General features: G+C 65.4%; 17 protein-coding genes. 14 read left to right on the forward strand and 3 right to left on the reverse strand.

The window, feature by feature from the left end:
• The first annotated feature begins 8 nt into the window (after positions 1-8).
• Genes VE759_RS07120 through VE759_RS07135 form a run of 4 tightly spaced genes read left to right on the forward strand, consistent with a single transcriptional unit; the run spans position 9 to position 3377 of the window.
• Positions 9-1805: an acyl-CoA dehydrogenase gene (locus tag VE759_RS07120; RefSeq protein ID WP_324929599.1), complete on the forward strand. Its 1797-nt coding sequence runs from the start codon at positions 9-11 to the stop codon at positions 1803-1805.
• A 16-nt stretch (positions 1806-1821) separates the two neighbouring features.
• Positions 1822-2583 (forward strand): glucose 1-dehydrogenase, encoded by a 762-nt coding sequence (locus VE759_RS07125; protein ID WP_324929601.1) that lies wholly within the window; start codon positions 1822-1824, stop codon positions 2581-2583.
• Positions 2583-2999 carry a tRNA (N6-threonylcarbamoyladenosine(37)-N6)-methyltransferase TrmO gene (gene tsaA, locus VE759_RS07130; RefSeq protein WP_324929604.1) on the forward strand — a complete coding sequence of 139 codons (417 nt, stop codon included), beginning with the start codon at positions 2583-2585 and terminating at the stop codon, positions 2997-2999. The genes VE759_RS07125 and tsaA overlap by 1 nt, the downstream gene beginning before the upstream one ends.
• A 15-nt stretch (positions 3000-3014) precedes the next feature.
• Positions 3015-3377, forward strand: a complete 363-nt coding sequence (locus VE759_RS07135) for a DUF2834 domain-containing protein (protein ID WP_324929639.1) — start codon at positions 3015-3017, stop codon at positions 3375-3377.
• Between the two features lie 49 nt (positions 3378-3426).
• Here the strand turns inward: VE759_RS07135 and VE759_RS07140 are convergent, their stop codons facing one another.
• Positions 3427-5697 (reverse strand): ATP-dependent DNA ligase, encoded by a 2271-nt coding sequence (locus VE759_RS07140; RefSeq protein ID WP_324929606.1) that lies wholly within the window; start codon positions 5695-5697, stop codon positions 3427-3429.
• A 126-nt stretch (positions 5698-5823) separates the two neighbouring features.
• On the opposite strand from VE759_RS07140, the gene VE759_RS07145 reads away from it, so the two are divergent.
• From VE759_RS07145 to VE759_RS07180, 8 genes are all read left to right on the forward strand, one after another.
• Positions 5824-6747, forward strand: a complete 924-nt coding sequence (locus tag VE759_RS07145; protein WP_324929608.1) for a Ku protein — start codon at positions 5824-5826, stop codon at positions 6745-6747.
• 68 nt (positions 6748-6815) lie between these two features.
• Positions 6816-7607, forward strand: coding sequence for an SDR family oxidoreductase (locus VE759_RS07150; RefSeq protein ID WP_324929610.1), 792 nt, complete (start codon positions 6816-6818; stop codon positions 7605-7607).
• 10 nt (positions 7608-7617) lie between these two features.
• Positions 7618-8694 (forward strand): diacylglycerol kinase, encoded by a 1077-nt coding sequence (locus VE759_RS07155; RefSeq protein WP_324929612.1) that lies wholly within the window; start codon positions 7618-7620, stop codon positions 8692-8694.
• 165 nt (positions 8695-8859) lie between these two features.
• Entirely contained in the window at positions 8860-8982 is a 123-nt protein-coding gene (locus tag VE759_RS07160; RefSeq protein ID WP_324929614.1) for a hypothetical protein, read from the forward strand.
• A gap of 9 nt (positions 8983-8991) precedes the next feature.
• Positions 8992-9252, forward strand: a complete 261-nt coding sequence (locus VE759_RS07165; RefSeq protein WP_324929616.1) for a hypothetical protein — start codon at positions 8992-8994, stop codon at positions 9250-9252.
• Between the two features lie 52 nt (positions 9253-9304).
• Positions 9305-9598, forward strand: coding sequence for a hypothetical protein (locus VE759_RS07170; RefSeq protein WP_324929618.1), 294 nt, complete (start codon positions 9305-9307; stop codon positions 9596-9598).
• Between the two features lie 37 nt (positions 9599-9635).
• Positions 9636-10913 carry an Nramp family divalent metal transporter gene (locus tag VE759_RS07175; RefSeq protein ID WP_414687852.1) on the forward strand — a complete coding sequence of 426 codons (1278 nt, stop codon included), beginning with the start codon at positions 9636-9638 and terminating at the stop codon, positions 10911-10913.
• Positions 10914-11975: a poly-gamma-glutamate hydrolase family protein gene (locus tag VE759_RS07180; RefSeq protein WP_324929623.1), complete on the forward strand. Its 1062-nt coding sequence runs from the start codon at positions 10914-10916 to the stop codon at positions 11973-11975.
• 6 nt (positions 11976-11981) lie between these two features.
• Here the strand turns inward: VE759_RS07180 and VE759_RS07185 are convergent, their stop codons facing one another.
• Together VE759_RS07185 and VE759_RS07190 are read right to left on the reverse strand one after the other, a co-directional pair.
• The gene (locus tag VE759_RS07185) at positions 11982-13076 is read right to left on the reverse strand and encodes a glutamate--cysteine ligase (RefSeq protein ID WP_324929625.1); all 1095 of its coding nucleotides are present in this window, start codon (positions 13074-13076) and stop codon (positions 11982-11984) included.
• An 18-nt stretch (positions 13077-13094) separates the two neighbouring features.
• Positions 13095-13277, reverse strand: a complete 183-nt coding sequence (locus tag VE759_RS07190; protein ID WP_324929627.1) for a CsbD family protein — start codon at positions 13275-13277, stop codon at positions 13095-13097.
• A gap of 126 nt (positions 13278-13403) precedes the next feature.
• Here VE759_RS07190 and VE759_RS07195 point away from each other — a divergent pair, with 126 nt between their 5' ends.
• Both VE759_RS07195 and VE759_RS07200 read left to right on the forward strand, forming a co-directional pair.
• Complete coding sequence (locus VE759_RS07195; protein WP_324929641.1) at positions 13404-13667, forward strand: ANTAR domain-containing protein; 264 nt, start codon at positions 13404-13406, stop codon at positions 13665-13667.
• Between the two features lie 66 nt (positions 13668-13733).
• Positions 13734-14548, forward strand: an 815-nt coding sequence (locus tag VE759_RS07200; RefSeq protein ID WP_324929629.1) for an LLM class F420-dependent oxidoreductase, incomplete at its 3' end; no start/stop codon positions are given.

The raw sequence follows: 14548 nt of genomic DNA on the forward strand, positions 1-14548 counted from the left end.
GGTTGACGATGAAGTCCGATCTACTCTCCCGACGCGATCTCGATTTTCTGCTGTTCGAGTGGCTGCGAATCGACGAGCTCACCAAGCGCGAACGGTTCGCCGAGCATTCCCGCGAAACGTTCGCCGATGTGCTCGACCTCTGCGAACAGTTGGCGACGCGCTACTTCGCGACGCACAACAAGGAAAGTGATGCGCACGAGCCGACTTTCGACGGCACGCGCGTGACCGTCATTCCACAGGTCAAGCAGGCGCTGGACGCATTCGCCAAGGCCGACCTGCTGAGCATCAGCATGGATCACGAGCTCGGCGGGGCCCAACTTCCGACGACGGTCACCGGAGCCGGCTTCGCATGGTTCCAGGCCGCCAATATCAGCACGTCCGGATATCCGATGCTGACGCTTGCGAACGCGAACCTGCTCGCCAAGTACGCGACCCGACAGCAGATCGACGCGTTCGTCAAGCCGATGCTCGCCGGCCGCTTCTCTGGGACGATGTGCCTTTCCGAAACGCAGGCCGGGTCGTCGCTGGCCGATATCGTCACCCGCGCGGAACCGCGTGAGGACGGTACCTACCGCCTGTTCGGTTCGAAGATGTGGATTTCGGGCGGCGATCACGAGCTGACCGACAACATCATCCATCTCGTCCTCGCTAAAATCCCGGGCGGTCCGCCCGGCACGAAGGGCATCTCGTTGTTCATCGTGCCAAGGTTCCTCGTCGACGCCAATGGCGCTGTCGGCGAGCGCAACGACGTGGTGCTGGCCGGGCTGAACCACAAGATGGGCATGCGCGGAATCACCAACACCGTGTTGAACTTTGGCGAGGGCCGCTTCCGTCCCGGCGGCGAGGCCGGCGCGGTCGGATATCTCGTCGGTGAACCGCACCGCGGCATCGCTTACATGTTCCACATGATGAATGAGGCGCGTCTCGGCGTGGGCATGGGCGCCGTCGCACTCGGCTACACCGGCTACCTCAAGTCGCTCGAATATGCACGTGAGCGGCCGCAGGGCAGGCCGGTGACAGCCAAGGACCCGTCCACGCCGCAGATACCGATCATCGAGCACCCCGACGTGAAGCGAATGCTATTGGCGCAGAAGTCGTATGTGGAGGGCGCACTGGCACTTGCGCTGTATTGCGGCAGACTCGTCGACATCCAGCACAGCGCGGACTCCGACGATGAGTTCGACTCGGCGACACTGCTGCTCGACATCCTCACACCGGTCGCCAAGAGTTGGCCGTCGCAATGGTGCTTGGAGGCCAACAGCCTGGCGATCCAGGTACACGGTGGCTACGGCTACACGCGCGAGTACGACGTCGAGCAGCATTATCGCGACAACCGTCTCAACCCCATCCACGAGGGCACCCACGGCATCCAAAGCCTCGACCTGTTGGGCCGAAAAGTTGTTCAGCGCAACGGCGCAAGCCTGATGGTGATGAATTCGGCGGTGAACGACAATGTGTCGGCGGCCAAGGCGTTGGGCGGTGAGCTCGCCGTGCTGGCAGCACAGTTGGATTCGACCTGGCAGCGCCTCGTCGCGGTCACGGCGGCGATGTTCGGATCGGGTGACGTGGAGGCCGCCCTCGCCAACAGCGTCGTCTATCTGGAGACGTTCGGGCACATCGCCATCGCTTGGATGTGGCTCGAGCAGATGTGTGCGGCGCACGGTCAGACCGGCGACTTCTACGACGGTAAGCGGCAAGCCGGCCGCTACTTCTTCCGCTACGAGTTGCCGAAGACCGCGCCCCAACTCGATCTGCTCGAAAGCCTCGATCGCACCACGCTCGACATGCGAAGCAACTGGTTCTGAAACTGGAGGACGCCACATGGGGGTGCTGGACAAGTTTCGACTCGACGGCAAGGTCGTGATCGTCACCGGCGCCTCCTCTGGCCTTGGCGTGTCGTTCGCCGAAGCTTGCGCCCAAGCCGGGGCGGACGTGGTGCTGGCCGCACGTCGTGCCGAAAAGCTCGCCGAGACAGCGGAACTGGTCAAGTCGGCCGGCCGTCGCGCGCTGACCGTGGCCACCGACGTGACCGATCCGGCGCAGTGTAAGGCGATGGTGGACGCCGCGGTTGACGAATACGGGCGTGTCGATGTGCTGGTCAACAACGCCGGCGTCGGTACCGCGGTTCCGGCCACCCGTGAGACTCCAGAACAATTTCGTTCGGTGGTCGACATCAACCTGCACGGCTCCTACTGGGCCGCCCAGGCGTGCGCCCGTGTCATGCGGCCGGGGAGTTCGATTGTCAACATCTCCAGCATTCTCGCCCTGACCACGGCCGGGCTACCGCAGGCGGCGTACAGCGCGAGCAAGGCCGCGGTGATCGGGCTGACACGTGATCTCGCTCAGCAGTGGGGGTCTCGGAAAGGCATCCGTGTCAACGCCATTGCGCCGGGTTTCTTCGAATCGGAGATGACCGGCCAGTACAAGCCGGGATATGTCGAGAGCCTCACACCACGAGTGCTGCTGCAGCGGATGGGCGATCCGATGGAGTTGGCCGCGACGCTTGTCTGGCTGGTTTCGGACGCCGGCGGTTACGTCACCGGCCAGACGATCGTCGTCGACGGCGGCGTGAGCATCACGTAGTGGCACAGCCCGGCTTTTGGATTCGTTCGATTGGTCGGGTCGAGTCGACTCTCACCGATTGTGCCACGGCTCCGCGCCAAGGCGACGAGGGTTCTCCCGACAGCTGGCTGGTGTTCGATCCCGACGTGCGGGCGGCGCTCGCCGGTCTGCACCCCGGGGACGACATCGTGGTAATCACGTGGTTGCACCTCGCCGACAGAGACGTTCGCCAAGTGCATCCGCGCGGTGACCGAGACCGACCGATGCAGGGCGTATTTGCCACCCGATCGCCGGATCGGCCAAATCCGCTCGGGCTTCACGTGGTGACCATTCTTGCGGTCGAAGACCTGCGCGTCCGGGTGCGAAACCTCGAGGCGATCGACCGCACGCCCGTCGTTGACATCAAACCTGTGCTGGGGCCCCGCCGGGAACGCTAGCTTTGATCGCATGCAATCACCCGGAGCCAGAACGTTGCCTACATGCACGGCTTCGGTGACTTCCTCGGCAATTTTTTGCAAGACACCAGAGTGACGCCGGCGTCACGATCGATCACAGTCGACATCTTTCTGTTCGGCCTCGCGGCCACGATCTGGATGGTGATCGAGGCGAGGAAGCACGGCGTCAGGTTCGTGTGGGCCTATGTCGTAGGTGGATTCCTCATCGCAATCAGCGTGACGTTTCCGTTGTTTCTGCTGGCGCGTGAACTTCGCCTGGACAAGTCGGACACCACACAGCTGCGTGCCGCAGACACCGTCCTGCTGGTTGTAATCGCCGCGGCAACGGCCGCCATGGTCATCTGGGTCGACATGGTCTAAACCGCCCGAGACAAGGAGATTCGGGTGATCAAGATCGTGATCGACGACCTCACTCCTGCGCGACATCGGCGGGGCTCTTGTCCGGTCGCAGCCCACGCCAGCTCGGGTGACGCAGCCGGCCGTCACCCGTCCATTCGCTGTAACGCACCTCACCGACGAGCTTCGGCTCAACGAATGTCACGCCCTTGGCGTCCTGCGTGGGAAGCCTTGCCGTGAACGGTGATTCGTCGGTTTCCAGCGGCCCCAAGACCTTCTTGAGCCGCGCAAGCTCGCGTTCGGTGAAACCGGTACCGACGCGCCCGACGTACTGCAGCCGCCCATTGTCGGGAATGCCCATCACCAAGGAGCCGATGCCGCTGGTGCGGCCGCCGGTTCCCTCTTTCCAACCGCCGATCACGACTTCCTGGGTGTTCCAGTTCTTGTCTTTGACCCACGACTGCGACCGCCGACCCGGCTGATACGTCGAGTCCCACCGCTTGGCCACGACCCCTTCCCAGCCGCGCCTGCGCGATTCCTCGAGCGCCTCGGCGCCGTCGCCGGTGAGCAGGTCCTTGACGATGAGCTCGTCGCGGTCGCCAGCCAGTGCCTCAAGGATGCGGCGCCGATCGCGGTATTTGGCGCGCACCAGCGACCGCCCGTCGAGTTCAAGCACATCAAACGCCCAGTACTCGATGCGCGTCGCGCGGGCGCGGTTCTGCATCTCACCGAAGCTGGGCACACCGGACTCGTCGAGCGCGACAACCTCGCCGTCGAGCAGCACGTGGTGGTCGAACAGTGCGTTGACGACCTGCCGCAGCTGCGGATACTCATGGGTGACATCACGACCGCTGCGCGACTGCAGGCACATGCTGCCGTGGTCCGCGACCATCAGCAGTCGATAGCCGTCCCACTTGCCATCGAACGCCCACTGCGCGGCCCTCAGCTTGGTCACCGACCCAGGCGTTGCCAGCATCGGTGCGAGATCTTGCGGCGTCGGCGACTTTTGGTCCTTCATCCGATGGGCCAGCCACTGATCGCCGTTCGTCTGGATGAGTGCGTAGCGGCCGGACACCCGGTTGCCGTGCAGGTTGACGATCACCTCGTTGTCGCGGAATTTCTCCGCGTCATAGGTCCCGGTGTCCCAGACGATCATCTTGCCCGCGCCGTACTCACCCTTCGGGATCGTCCCCTCGAACGTCAGATACTCCAGCGGGTGGTCCTCGGTATGTACCGCAAGATGATTCACCGCGGGCGTCTCGGGCAGATTCTTCGGCACCGCCCAGCTGACCAGCACGCCGTCGCGCTCCAGCCGCAGGTCGTAATGCAGCCGCCTGGCGTGATGTTCCTGGATGACGAACACATTGTTCTTTCCCGCCTTGGGCGCCGAGCCGGGCACGGGCTCCGGTGTTTTCGACGCGTCCCGCATGCTTCGGTACCTCGTCAGCCGGTCCTCTTGCGCGATGTCCGCATCGAGCGCCTCCAGCAGATCACCATCGCGCGCCACGCGGGCCAGCACCTCGTCATAACGCAGATGCCGCAGCCTGTCGTCATCGAGTTCCGCCCATGTCCGGGGCGCGGCCACGGTCGGCTGCTCCCTTCCGCGCAGCGAGTACGGCGCGATCGTGGTTTTCGAAGCGTTGTTCTGACTCCAGTCGACGAACACCTTCCCCGCCCGAAGCTTCTTGGTCATTGTCGAGGTCACCAGCTTCGGCGTGGCCTGTTCCAGCTGCTGGGCGACCCGTCGCGCCAGTGTCACCGCGCCCTGCGAGCTGACCGGCTTGTCCAGCGGCACGTACAGGTGAATACCCTTGCTGCCGCTGGTGACGGGGTAGGTAGTCAAGCCGATATCGGTGAACAGGTCCCGTATCGTGCGCGCCACATCGGCGAGCTGCGACATCGTCACGCCCTCACCGGGATCGAGGTCGAACACCAAACGCGTTGCAGGGCCAGGCTTTCCGTCGACGAATCGCCATTGCGGCACGTGCACCTCGAGCGCTGCCTGCTGGGCGATCCACGCCAGCCCAACGGAGTCGTCGATCACCGGATAGGTGGTCGTTCCGGACCGGTGCACGACGGACTCGCGGTGCAGCCAGTCGGGCGCCGACTCGGCGAGTTGCTTTTCGAAGAACGACGGTTCCTCGACGCCGTTGGGCCAACGTTTGCGGGTGACGGCGCGGCCGGCGATGTGGGGAACCATCACCTCGGCGATGCTGGTGTAGTAGCCGAAGACGTCTTCCTTGGTCGTGCCGGTTGCCGGATAGAGCACCTTGTCGGCGTTGCTGAGGCGAACCTGCGGCCCCGAGGTCACCCCCGGTGGCCATTCGTGCGGTACGCGCTTCATTTCGACGGGATTCCCTGACATTCGCACTGATGAACGTTCCAATCCGGTATACGCGAAAAGCTTGCCCGAAGCGTCGCCACCAGCGCCCGCGGTTTCGGATCAGGCCAGGTGGGCCATACTTGCCGTATGCGTTCCATCTGGAAGGGCTCGCTTTCGTTCGGGTTGGTGAACGTCCCGGTCAAGGTGTACAGCGCGACCGAGGACCATGATGTGAAGTTTCACCAGGTCCACGCGAAGGACAACGGGCGGATTCGCTACAAGCGGGTGTGCGAGGTCTGTGGCGAGGTCGTCGACTATCGCGATATCGCCCGGGCTTACGAATCCGATGACGGGCGCATGGTCGTCATCACCGACGACGACATTGCGACGTTGCCCGAGGAGCGCAGCCGGGAGATCGAGGTCCTGGAATTCGTGCCCGCTAGCGAGATCGATCCGTTGATGTACGACCGTAGCTACTATCTCGAGCCGGATTCGAAGTCGACAAAGTCCTACGTTTTACTTGCGAAGACACTCGAGCAGACCGATCGGGTCGCGATCGTGCACTTCGCGCTGCGCAACAAGACGCGGCTTGCCGCTTTGCGGGTCAAGGATTTCAGCAAGCGCGAAGTCATGGTGATCCACACGCTGCTGTGGCCCGACGAGATCCGTGATCCGGACTTCCCGGTACTGGACAAAAAGGTTGAAATAAAACCGGCCGAACTCAAGATGGCCAGTCAGGTTGTCGAGTCGATGGCCGACGATTTCAATCCCGATCGCTACCACGACACCTATCAGGAAGAGCTACGCGAACTCGTCGAGGCGAAACTGGAAGGTGGTGAAGCGTTTACCACCGAAGAGCAGCCCAAGGAGCTTGAGCCCACCGAAGATGTCTCGGACTTGTTGGCCGCGCTCGAAGCCAGCGTGAAGCGCCGCCGCTCCGAGGCCCGCGAAACTCCCGCCAAGAAAGCACCTGCCAAGAACGCCCCCGCCAAGAAGTCTGCCGCGAAGAAGGCGCCGGCGAAAAAAGCATCCAGCAAGGCTCCCGCCAAGAAGGCCGCGGCCAAGAAGTAGGTTCCACCCCGAACCCGCTCGCCACCCGTGACGTGTACACCGCGAACGGCAATCGCTAGTCTGCCCGCGTGATCCTTGACAAATTCCGGCTGGACGACCGGGTCGCCGTCATCACGGGTGCGGGCCGCGGCCTCGGCGCCGCTATCGCGCTTGCGTTCGCCGAAGCCGGCGCCGACGTAGTCATCTCGTCTCGCACCCAATCCGAGCTCGATGGTGTCGCCGACCAGATCCGCAGCGTGGGCCGCCGCGCCCACGTCGTCGCCGCCGACCTCGCGCATCCTGATGCGACGGCAACGCTGGCAGGCGCCGCGGTGGCGACATTTAACCGACTCGACATCGTCGTCAACAATGTCGGCGGCACGATGCCAAACCTTTTGTTGAACACCAGCACAAAGGACTTGAAGGACGCATTCACTTTCAACGTCGTCACCGCGCACGCGCTGACCACCGCGGCGGCGCCGCTCATGCTCGAGCACTCTGGCGGTGGCAGCATCATCAACATCACCTCGACGATGGGCCGGCTATCCGGGCGGGGATTCGCCGCCTACGGAACCGCGAAGGCCGCGCTCGCTCACTACACCCGCCTGGCGGCGTTAGATCTCTGCCCCCGCATCCGCGTGAACGCGATCGCGCCCGGGTCGATACTCACCTCTGCGCTCGAAGTGGTCGCAGGCAACGACGAGCTGCGCAAGCCGATGGAGAACGCCACGCCATTGCGCCGGCTCGGCGAACCTGCGGACATCGCCGCCGCGGCACTCTATCTCGCGTCTCCTGCGGGGTCCTTCCTGACCGGCAAGACGCTCGAGGTCGACGGTGGACTGGTCGCACCCAACCTCGACCTGCCCATCCCAGACTTGTGAGGACACATCCATGACCATTCGAGTCGCCCAGATCGGCACCGGCAACGTCGGCCGCCACGCGCTTACCGGCATCGTCGCCAGCCCCGAGCTTGAGCTCGCCGCCGTGTGGGTCGCTTCGCAGCAGAAGGCCGGCCGCGACGCGGCCGAGCTTGCCGGCCTGCCCGCGCCGACCGGCGTCAAGGCGACGAATGATCTCGCGGAAGTGATTGCCGCCAACCCCGATTGCGCCGTCTACACCGCGATGGCAGACAATCGGCTGCCCGAAGCGCTGGAGGATTACCGCCGGCTGCTGGCGGCCGGCATCAACGTCGTCGGCAGCGGGCCGGTGTTTCTGCAGTACCCGTGGCAGGTGATTCCCGGAGAGCTGATCTCGCCACTGGAAGAGGCCACGCGGCAAGGCAATTCGAGCTTATTCGTCAACGGCATCGACCCCGGCTTCGCCAACGACCTGCTGCCGCTGGCCCTGGCCGGGACGTGCCAGCGCATCCAGCAGGTGCGCTGCATGGAGATCGTCGACTACGCCACCTACGACAGCGCGACCGTGATGTTCGACATCATGGGATTCGGCAAGCCGCTTGACGAGATACCCATCCTGCTGCAGCCCGGCGTGCTGAGCCTGGCGTGGGGTTCGGTGGTGCGGCAACTGGCGGCGGGCCTTGGCATCGCGCTGGACGAAGTCGTCGATGTCTACTTCCGCGAACCCGCCCCGGAGGACTTCGAAATCGCCTCCGGGTTCGTGCCGAAAGGCACCGCGGCCGGGCTGCGGTTCGAGGTGCGCGGCCTCGTCGACGAGCGGCCCGCCGTCGTCCTCGAACACGTCACCCGGCTGCGCGGGGACCTGTGCCCCGATTGGCCGCAGCCGGCTCAGCCCGGCGGCTCGTACCGGGTCGAAATCACCGGCGAGCCGTCATATGCCATGGACATCTGCCTGAGCAGCCGCAATGGGGATCACAATCACGCCGGCCTGGTGGCCACCGCGATGCGCGTCGTCAACGCCATCCCCGCTGTGGTGGCCGCCGAGCCCGGTATCCGCACCACGCTGGATCTGCCCCTCATCACTGGCAAAGGGCTGTACGCTCCCTTTTAGAGACCACCGTTCGGGAGGATCGCTATGGTGATTCGACATGCTCATCTGGCTCCTTTGCTCGTTGCGGCCGGCGCCGCGGCTGCAATCATGTTGTGCCCCAATGCCATAGCGCAGCCGGACTGCACTAATGTACCCGGTGCCAGCGAATGTTCCTCGCCCGGCAACGTGCAGATAAATGCGACGCCGACTACGGAGCCGTTCACCCTTCCGTACTGGGATGAGGTCTTCGGCGGCGGCGCATACACCGGCGGGCCGTATCCGGTGCCGTACGCCGAAGGCAGCCGCTAGGCAGCGGACATGAAGGCAACGCCGCACTACCTGACACCGCTACTGGCGGCCGGCGTTGTCGCGTCCGTTGTCGCCGCGCCGGCGGCAGCGGCGGCGCCCAAATGCACCAGCACCACCCGGACGACCACTCAATGTGAGCGCGGCGGCGGCAGTACCGCCATCGTCACCGGGCCGGGTTCGTATGCCGACAATGCCGCGTTCCCGTTCCCTGAATATCCGTGGGGCACCGGCGGGATCGGCGGGCCGATCCTTGGCAAAGGTGGAATCTGACCGCCCGAAACCGGCGTAGGCTCTGTGTAGGTTGGGCGCCGGAAGGATGCCTATGGGAGCGGCACAGCTACTTGACGACTGGTGCACGCGACGTCGCCGCCACAAGCTCACCTCGGATGGTTTATTGCTTTTCCTCATAACGGTTTTCGGGGCGAGCGGCGTAGCCCTTGCGCCGACGGCCGCGGCCACGCCCCAGTGCACCTATACGACGCCGACCACGACTCAATGCGAGCGACCCGGCAACGCGCAGATCAACACCTCGCCACCGGTCAACTACAACGACACCTGGGGCTGGCCCTGGTGGGGTTGGGGCGGCGGCATCTCCATCGGCATCCCGCTCCGCTGAGACAGATTCCCACTCCCGGTGCTCGCGCCGGAGCTAGATTTCGCCTAACCTAACTTATCTATTCGATAATCCGGATGAAAGTGGGTTAGTGGTTCAGGTCACCACGACGCGGCTGCAGCCGGGCTGGTATTTGCTAGGGCCGGCGTTCGTCGCCGCGATCGCGTATGTCGACCCCGGCAACGTCGCCGCCAACATCAGCGCCGGTGCCAAGTTCGGTTTCCTGCTGGTGTGGGTCATCGTTTTGGCCAACGTGATGGCCGGTCTGGTGCAGTACCTGTCGGCCAAACTGGGCCTGGTCACGGGCCAGTCGCTGCCCGAAGCGGTCGGCGATCGGATGCGTCGTCGCACCCGGCTGGCGTACTGGGTACAGGCCGAGCTGGTCGCGATGGCCACTGACCTCGCCGAGGTCATGGGCGGTGCGATCGCGCTGCGCCTGCTGTTTGGCCTGCCGCTGCTCATCGGCGGCGTGATCACCGGCGTCGTGTCGATGTTGCTGCTCTCGGTGCAGGACCGCCGCGGACAGCGGGTCTTCGAGCGCGTCATCACTGGATTGCTGCTGGTCATCGCGATCGGATTCCTGACCAGCTTGTTCGTTGAAACGCCGCCGCCCGGGGTGGTGCTGGGCGGTCTGGTGCCGAGATTTCAGGGCAGCGAGAGCGTGCTGTTGGCCGCCGCAATGCTGGGCGCGACCGTGATGCCGCACGCCGTCTATCTGCACTCCGGACTGGCTCGCGACCGCCACGGTCGTATCGAACCCGGTCCGCGCCGCCGCATGCTGCTGCGCGTCACGCGGTGGGACGTCGGCATGGCGATGCTGGTCGCCGGTGCCGTGAATCTGTCGATGCTGTTGGTCGCCGCCACGAACCTGCAGGGTCGCGACAACACCGACTCGATCGAGGGTGCGCACACCGCCGTTCGCGACACGCTTGGGCCGACGGTGGCGCTGTTCTTCGCCATCGGGTTGCTCGCGTCCGGGCTTGCGTCCACATCGGTGGGCGCCTACGCCGGGGCGATGATCATGCAGGGACTGCTGCACCGCTCGATCCCGCTGCTTCTGCGTCGGCTCATCACGCTGATCCCGGCGCTGCTGATCCTCACGATCGGGCTAAATCCCAGCCGGGCACTGGTGTTTTCGCAGGTGGTGCTGTCTTTCGGGATCCCGTTTGCGCTGATCCCGCTCATCCGACTGACCAGTGACCGCGCGTTTATGGGGGGCGACACGAACCATCGCCTGACCACTGCATTCGGCTGGATCGTGACCGGATTGATTAGTCTGCTTAATGTGGTGTTGCTTTATCTGACCGTCACGGGCTGAATGCGGCGTACCCGGCACGCGTACTTCGCGTACGGCTCGAACCTCTGCGTCGCGCAGATGGCGCGGCGCTGCCCCGACGCCACAAATCCCCGCCCCGCAAGGCTGGCCGAACACGACTGGCTGATCAACCAGCGCGGCGTGGCCACCGTCGAACCGTTCGTCGGAACCGAGGTCCACGGCGTGTTGTGGCAGATCTCCGATCATGATCTGGGCCGCCTCGACAGCGCCGAGGGCGTCCCTGTGCGTTATCGACGCGACCGGCTGACCGTCGAAACCGGTAACGGACCGTCCGACGCGTGGGTCTACATCGATCACCGTGTCGAGCCGGGCGCTCCGCGGCCGGGCTACCTCGAGCGGATCATCGCCGCGGCGGTGCATCATGGGCTGCCGCGCACGTGGATCGACTTCCTGCGCCGCTGGGATCCCTCGCACTGGCCGATACCACACCGGGCATCCAAAACACCTGCCCCTCAGACACTTTCGGAGTTGCTGGCCGATCCTGGCGTCAGCGAGAACAGTCGGCTGCGGTCTCGATTCGGCTTCTTGGCCATTCACGGCGGCGGCCTGGAGCAGGTGACCGACGTGATCGCCGAGCGGGCCGCCGAGGCGGCCGACGCGTCGGTGTACGTGGTGCGTCATCCCGATCGCTACCCGCACCACCTGCCGTCGGCGCGGTTTTCAGCCGACGATTCAGCGCGGCTCGCGGCGTTCCTCGAGCATGTCGACGTCGCCGTGTCGCTGCACGGCTACGGCCGGATCGGGCGCAGCACCCAGCTGCTCGCCGGCGGCCGCAACCGCGAGCTGGCCGCGCACCTGGCCCGTCACATCGTGCTGCCGGGCTACCACGTCGTCACCGACCTCGACGCGATCCCGCGCGAACTGCGCGGCCTGCATCCCGACAACCCGGTCAACCGGGTGCGCGGAGGTGGCACCCAACTGGAGCTGTCGCCGCGCGTACGCGGCGTCAGCCCACGCAGCCGGATGCCGGGCGACGACGGGCTTTCGCCGGTCACCTCGAGGCTGATCCAAGGTCTGGTCGCCGCCGCACGCGACTGGTCTTGAGTCCCGTCACCTCAGCGTCGCCGCGGCGGCCTCGGCGATGACGTCTTTGACCTCGCGGCGGCGCCGCCACGCCCGGACCTGGCGCATAGCGCCGTTGCCGCAGGAGGCGATGCGGTTCAGTTCCAAGCGGACGTCGTCGTACTCACGCAGCGACTCCAGCGCCGGCCGAACGAACTCAACCAACCCGGCTAGCAGCTCACGCGCCGGCACCGCGCGGCAGCCGCGAATGAGATCGATCGCGTGTCCGTCCAAACCGTCGTGCGCGGCCAGCCATGCGGCCGCCCGCAACGCGCCGGCCGGTAGTCGCGGCGGCCGCTCGCCGCGCCGGTCAGCGTCGAGCGCCGTCATCACCGCGGCGCGAATCAGCGTTGCCAGCAACACCGTTTCGGCCACCGTCGCGGGCACGTCGGCGACTCGGACTTCGACCGTCGGGTAGTTCGACGACGGCCGAACGTCCCAATAAATCATCTTCTCGTCGAGAATCACCCCGGTGTCGAGCATCATCCGCACAGTCGCGTCGTAGTCGGCCGACGTTTCGAAGTACGGCGGCGGGCCGGCGGCGGGCCAGCGTGCCCACAGAATGCTGCGCCAGCTCGCGTAGCCGGTCTCGGTGTTGCGGTACACAGCGGAATTGGCCGTCAACGCGAGCAGCGGCGGCAGCCACGGGCGCAGCCAGTTGCCGACCCGTACCGCGGCGGCGCGGTCGGGCACCGCCACATGGACGTGGCAGCCGCAGATGCCTTGCTCGTGCGCGACCATGCCGAAACGTTCTGCGATGCGGCGGTAACGCGGTGTGTCGGTCACCGGAAACCGATGCGGCACCGATGGCGGCAGCGCCACCGCAAGCAACCGCACCCCGTTGGCCTCGGCCGACTCCGCGGCGATCCGACGTAGCCCGGCGAGGTCGTCACGTAGCTGGTGACTGGTGGTGGCGACGCCGGATGTCGTCTCGACCTGGCAACTGGTCAGCTCCAGCTGTAGTTTGATGCCGCGGCGTTCGGCGGAGGCCGCGACCGCTCGGTTCGCCGGCGCCGGTTCGCCGGTGTCGGGTTCGACGAGCAGAAACTCTTCCTCTACGCCGACGGTCGGATGTTCGGCCATTACCGACCGGCGCCCGCGTCAGCGACGGCGGCGGCGGAACGCGCCCTTGAGCTCTTCCTTCGTTTCCTTCAGGCTGCCCTTGACCCGATCAACTGTGCCCTCGTCTTCCAAGCCCCGGTCGCCGGTGGCACGGCCCAGTTGCTCCTTGGCTTTGCCCTTGATTTTGTCTGCCTTACTCCTGGCTCTATCGGCAGCGCTCATGGTCTCCCACTTCCTTTCACCTGGTCGCCCTCAAGGGGTTTCCCGGCTGGCAGCGGCCAAACATCGAGGGTTTGCGGTGACCGCCGCCTGGGAATGACCACCGCGTGAGGAGCAGGTGTGATCGCGATGCGCGTGGAGTCTGATCGGCTGGCGCACGGTGTCCGGATGCTCGATCGTGCCGAGGGCGTCCTGGTGGCGCTGCGGCGCTGCAGCATCGATGCGGCCTTCGACGAGATCGTGGGAGCCTCGCAGCGCCGCGGCGTTCCCGCAATGCGGGTAGCCCAAGCACTCGTCGAACTCGCCGAAGGTAAGGCCCCGCGCGACCTGGATGCGGCTGCCGCAGCGCGGGCGGAATGGTCCGGCTTGCTGTCCGAGATGATGCGACCATGAAGCGTCTGCGCTAAGGACTGCGGCCGGCAGCTCAGGTCTCTCAGCCGGCTCGCATAGCATCAGCGGGTGGCCAACGACTTTCGGTTCGGCGTGGGAATGTGGGGCGCAAGGTCTCGCTCCGCTTGGCAAGAAAAGGTTCGACGGGCCGAAGGCTTCGGCTTCGACGTGTTGCAGGTACCCGACCATCTCGGGGCGCCCGCGCCGTTTCCGGCGTTGCTCTCGGCGGCGGAGGTCACGTCGATGCGGCTGGGCACATATGTCCTCAACGCCTGCTTTTATAAGCCGGCCTTGCTGGCCCGTGACGTCGAAGCGCTCGATCGGTTGACCGACGGGCGCATCGAGCTCGGCCTCGGCGCCGGCTACGCCCGCGAGGAGTTCGAGGCTGCCGAGCTTCCGTTCCCGAGCGCGGGGGAACGCATCGAATATCTCGGCCACGTCACCCGCTATCTGCGCGAGCATCAGCCGACGGTGCCGATCATGATCGCGGGTTCCGGCGATCGGATCATGACGCTGGCCGCACACCATGCCGACATCATCGGCCTTACCGGCGGCCGCTCGGGCAGCACAGCCGCCGACCCGCTGGCCGAGCGGATCGAGTTCGTGCGCACTGCGGCGGGCGACCGGTTCGGCGAGCTCGAGCTCAACATCGTGATCACGGCGGTGCCCGATGACGCCAGCGGAATTCCGGACCTGTCGCTGACCCGACGGCATGCCCCGACGCTGTCCGACGAACAGCTGCTGGCGCTTCCGGATGTGCTGACGGGATCGCCCCGCGACATGGCCGACGAGCTGCGCCGTTACCGGGACAGTTATGGGATCACGTACTTCAGCGTGCAACAGCAACACGCCGAGAGCTTCGGCAAGGTGATCGCCGAGTTGCG

It is taken from the genome of Mycobacterium sp., assembly GCF_035640695.1.
Classification (GTDB): Bacteria; Actinomycetota; Actinomycetes; order Mycobacteriales; family Mycobacteriaceae; genus Mycobacterium.